This window comes from Nitratidesulfovibrio oxamicus (assembly GCF_015731765.1).
In the GTDB taxonomy this organism is placed as follows: Bacteria; Desulfobacterota; Desulfovibrionia; order Desulfovibrionales; family Desulfovibrionaceae; genus Cupidesulfovibrio; species Cupidesulfovibrio oxamicus.
This window is the reverse complement of record NZ_VRYY01000195.1, coordinates 1-4,665: the sequence shown is the minus strand read 5'-3', so window position 1 is coordinate 4,665 and position 4,665 is coordinate 1. Positions and strand designations below refer to the sequence as shown.

Annotated in this window: 3 protein-coding genes and 1 pseudogene; 3 read left to right on the top strand and 1 reads right to left on the bottom strand. The window is 68.0% G+C overall.

Annotated elements, in window-relative coordinates:
* Positions 1 to 1,990: putative bifunctional diguanylate cyclase/phosphodiesterase (locus FVW20_RS07950; protein WP_231038964.1), on the top strand; the 1,990-nt coding region annotated here is incomplete at its 5' end.
* Positions 1,991 to 2,095: 105 nt separating this feature from the next.
* Positions 2,096 to 2,899, top strand: coding sequence for a 5'/3'-nucleotidase SurE (gene surE / locus FVW20_RS07945; RefSeq protein ID WP_196608991.1), 804 nt, complete (start codon positions 2,096 to 2,098; stop codon positions 2,897 to 2,899).
* A gap of 344 nt (positions 2,900 to 3,243) precedes the next feature.
* Here surE and FVW20_RS07940 read toward each other — a convergent pair whose 3' ends face one another.
* Complete coding sequence (locus tag FVW20_RS07940; protein ID WP_196608990.1) at positions 3,244 to 3,759, bottom strand: hypothetical protein; 516 nt, start codon at positions 3,757 to 3,759, stop codon at positions 3,244 to 3,246.
* A gap of 698 nt (positions 3,760 to 4,457) precedes the next feature.
* Between FVW20_RS07940 and FVW20_RS07935 the strand changes: the two are divergent.
* Positions 4,458 to 4,665: pseudogene (locus FVW20_RS07935) on the top strand (hypothetical protein); the annotation flags it as partial.

The window sequence follows — 4,665 nt, the reverse complement described above, 5'->3', positions numbered from 1 at the left end:
GGCCCGGCGCGGCCCCGGCGGGCGCCTGACCCGCGTGGCCGGGGCACTGGCCGACATCACCGACCACAAGCAGGGCGATGCCATTGCGGGCATTCTGTTCCACATCGCCAACGCCATCAACGAAACGCGCGACCTGGACGAACTGTTCCTGTCCATCCACGCCGCCCTGCGCCGCCACGTGCAGGCCCCCAACTTCTTCATCGCCCTCGTCAACGAACCGGAAGACCGGCTGGACTTTGCCTACTTCGCCGACGAGCGCGACGCCCGCTACAATCCGGTGGAGCACATTTCCGACCCCGCCGTGCAAAGCCCCACGCTGGAGGTCATCCGCACCGGCAGGCAGGTGCACCTGCACAGCGACGACATCGAGGCGCGCCCGGTGTTCGGGGCGCGCCCGGCGGCCTGGCTGGGCACCCCGCTGCGCTCGCGCGGCAAGGTCATCGGGGCCATGGTGGTGCAGCACTACGAGGATTCTGAATTCTTCTCGGCCCGCGACGCGGAATTGATGGTGCCGGTGGCCGAACAGGTGGCCGTGGCCATAGAACGCAAGCAGGGCGAGGAAATGCTGACCCATCTCGCCCTGCACGACCCGCTGACCGGCCTGCCCAACCGCGCCCTGCTGCTGGACCGCATCGAGCGGGCCATCCAGCGCCGCCGCCGCAACGACAGCTACCGTTTTGCCGTGCTGATGCTGGACCTGGACCGCTTCAAGTTCATCAACGACAGCCACGGCCACACCACCGGCGACAACCTGCTGGTGGAAGTGGCCCGGCGCATGCGCCCGGTGGTGCGCGGGGGCGACACCGTGGCCCGGCTTGGCGGCGACGAGTTTGCCCTGCTGCTGGAAGACGTGGACTCGCCCCGACGCATCGTGCAGATCACCCGCCGCCTGCTGGCCGCGCTGGAGCGCCCGGTACGCATGGGCGCCAAGGTGGTGCGCACGTCCGCCAGCATCGGCATGGTGCTGCACACCCGGGGGTACGATACCGCCGACGCGCTGCTGCGCGACGCGGACATCGCCATGTATCAGGCAAAGGCCCAGGGCAAGGGGCGGTTCCGGGTGTTCAACCAGTCCATGCACCGCCACACCATGGAAATGATGACCCTGGAAGGCGACCTTTCCATGGCCATGCGCCGCAAGCAGTTGTACCTGGAATACCAGCCGGTGTTCGCCGTGGACGGCGCACGGCTGCTGGGCTTCGAGGCGCTGGTGCGCTGGCGGCACCCCACCGAGGGCGCGGTGCCGCCCGCCCGGTTCATTCCCATGGCCGAGGAAACGGGGCTGATCCTGCGCATCGGCCAGTGGGTGCTGGAACAGGCGGCGGCCACCCTGGCCCGCTGGCGGGCAACCCTGCCCGGCGCGCGCAACCTGTACGTTTCGGTGAACCTGTCGGCGCGGCAGGCATCGCAGCCCAACCTGACCGGGCGCGTGGCCGGCGTCCTGTCCGACACCGGACTGCCGCCGGAAGCCCTGAAGCTGGAAATTACCGAAACGGCCATCATGAAGGATCCGGACGGCGCGTTGCAACGGCTGGAAGCCCTGCGCAGGCTGGGGGTGGGCATCGGCATCGACGACTTCGGCACCGGCTACTCGTCCCTGGCCTACCTGCAACGCTTTCCGGTGGATACGTTGAAGGTGGACCGTTCGTTCGTGTCTGCCGTGGCCGGTGATGCGGAAAACCGCGAGATAGTGCGCACCGTGGTCACCCTGGGCCGCAGCCTGGGCCTGCATGTGGTGGCCGAAGGGGTGGAGACGGCGGAACAGTTCGCCATCGTGGCGGAACTGGGCTGCCACTCGGTGCAGGGGTACCATTTTTCCCGCCCCGTTGCCGAGGACCGGGCCGTGGCGTTCATCGCCGCCGAGGGCGTTCCCGCCGCTTCGGAAGGCGCGGAGGATGCCGACGGACCGAAAGATTCCAGCAAACCGGAAGATTCGAACAGACCGGAACAAGCCGGAGCCGGCGGCCACGCCACGCCCGAACCGCGCTGACAGGCTCTCCCCGGCTCTCCCCGACTCTCCCCGACTCTCTCTGACTCTCTCTGACAGGCGCTCGCTCACCGGCCATGCGCCGGACAACACGCCGAGGAATACACCATGACAGCACCACGCATCCTGCTGACCAATGACGACGGCGTGCACTCGCCCGGCCTGCTGGCCGCGGCAGAGGCGCTGCACCCTCTGGGCGGGGTGGACGTGTTCGCCCCGCTGCGCCAGCAGACGGCCATGGGCCGGGCCCAGACCGGCGACCGCAACGCCACCCTGCAACAGGTGGAACTTGCCGTGGCGGGCGCGCCGTTGCAGGCCTGGGCCTGCGATGCATCCCCTGCGGCCACGGTGGGCCACGGGCTGAAGGTGATGCCCGGCTACGCCCCCGCGCTGCTGGTATCCGGCATCAACTATGGGGAAAACCTGGGGGCCAGCATCACCAGTTCCGGCACGGTGGGCGCCGCGCTGGAAGGAGCCTGCCGAGGCATTCCGGCGCTTGCGGTATCCATGGAAACGGGTATCGAATCGCACCACGCCTACACCGAGCAGGACTGGAGCACGGCCATGCACTTCCTGACGCTGTTCGCGGGCATGGTGCTGGAGCGCGGCCTGCCCGGCGACGTGCACGTGCTGAAGATAGACGTACCCACCGGGGCCACCCCGGATACCCCGTGGCGGCTGACCCGCCTTTCGCCGGACATGTACTACGCATCGCGGCTGGCCGCCCCCTCGCTGGGCAGCAGGCTGGGCGACGCCACCGTGACCAAGGGGCCCGCCCCCGGCGAATCGCCGGAAACCGACGTCTACGCCCTCAGCGTGGACCGGGTGGTCTCGGTAACCCCGCTGACCCTCGACTTCACGGCGCGCACCGCCTTCGGCGACATCCGCGCGTGGCTGGACGGCGGACGATGAACTGGCCGGGGCCATCCTGCGGACAACAAAAAACCCGGACCAGGATCCGGGTTTTTTGTTGTCCGCGGGCGGTGGCACAGCCACCGCGAAAAAACGAAGGTGCAGTTTCCAACTCAGGATTTTCGTTCGTTGGCAAGGAAAACGAGCCTGCCATGAGGAAGCATGCGGCAGCCGTTATGCGAGCCCTCGAGGATTACGGATGGCGACCGCAGCGCGCTCTTGTCGTATTTGACCGAGCCTCAGCCATTAGACGAGCTTGCGTGTCTTGCGGATGGGGACAGCAACGCTATGGCAGGCGAAGTTTGGCATGGCCAACGAGCGAAAGGACCTTTTGAAAACAGTCCCTAGCAGACGCAGCGCAATACCTTCAGGCCTTCCTGAAAGAGTATTTCCACCTTGTCGGGGCGCACCACGGCGCGCACTTCGCCGGGGCCGAACACCGGATGGTCGATGATCTCGCCCACTTCGTAGCTTTCGCTCATGCTGTACTTGCGATTGTTTTCCGCCGGGTTGCGGGTCATGGCCACCTTCCAGGCCACCTCGGTGGCCTCGGCGTCGCGCGCGGCCCTCTGGTTGGCGCGGGTGGCGGCGGCCTTTCGGGCGGCCTCGGAGCGGGAGTTGGAAACGTCCACGGCCTCGGCACGGGTGGCACCCGCACGCACCTTGCGCACGGAGGGCGCGGCCTTGCGCGGGGGGTCCTTTTTCAGGGGACGGTATTTGTGCACCGAGCCGCAGGCCCGGCATTCGACCTTCACCACTTCACCGCCGACCATGGCCACGATGACATGACCGGTAATGTCGTTGCATCGTGTGCACTTGGCCTCGATGATCGCCCCGGCGGCAAGTCCTGTACTGCGCATCAACACACCTTTCGCTTGTCGGGTGGCGCGGGCGGCCCGGCAGCCATGCCGCCAGGCGTTCGCGCCGTCCCGGAAAAGAATGAATCCCCCCGCATCCGTTGGCCGTCCATCCCCGACAAGGGAACGGAGCGACACCCGGCGGGGTGCATGCCCGCATCCGTGTACCCCGCAACAATGCGCCGCGCGCCGACCGGTTGTTCCCCCTGACGCGTCCTGCATTCCGCGACGCGTCCGCAATATCCACAGACGGACGACGCACTGCCCCCGGACGCTCGGTCCGGGCGCGGCGGGCATCGGCCCGTGGACGCAACTGTTGGGGATTATGGAAAACCGGCGGCATGGCCGTGGCAAAGCATCCACCGCCGCAAAAAAACCACAGGTTGGCACCTGTGGTCGGGCGGGGTGTTGCGGAACGGCATCCTTACCCCCGCAGGACGGCGAAGGCAAGCCCAAAAGGCACTCGCCGGGCGCTGCCGGGTGGCCGACCGTCGCGGACGGGACATGAGACGAAGGCAAGGCGGACGCCAGCCGGAAGCCGCCCATACCCGGACAGCCCCGGCCTGCCGCGCAATGCGCGTCGGCCCGGCTTCCGCAAGGCGCACCCCGCCGGCACGCCCTTACGCAATGCCGTGAATGATGGTACACACGCCCCCAGCAACGCACCCGCGCCATGCGCTTTTTTCCGGAGCATAGCCGCCATGATCACCGCCATCACGCCCCCCCCGGATGCTGTCCCCGCCATGGGCAGCCTGCGCGTGCGCACCCTGCACCTGGCGCCGGACTGCACCATTGCCGCCGTGCCGCCCGGTACGGAAGCGCCCGTGACGCCGAACGGCGCCTGCCCTCGGGCGTCCGAACCCGCCATGGCAAACGGGTCGGACGCATCCGCTCCCGATGCCGTGCGAC

What these genes read in the sequence shown, in the direction of transcription:
- surE (WP_196608991.1), top strand. Translation starts at nt 2,096, where the DNA reads ATGACAGCACCACGCATCCTGCTGACCAATGACGACGGCGTGCACTCG.
- FVW20_RS07940 (WP_196608990.1), bottom strand. Translation starts at nt 3,759, where the DNA reads ATGCGCAGTACAGGACTTGCCGCCGGGGCGATCATCGAGGCCAAGTGC.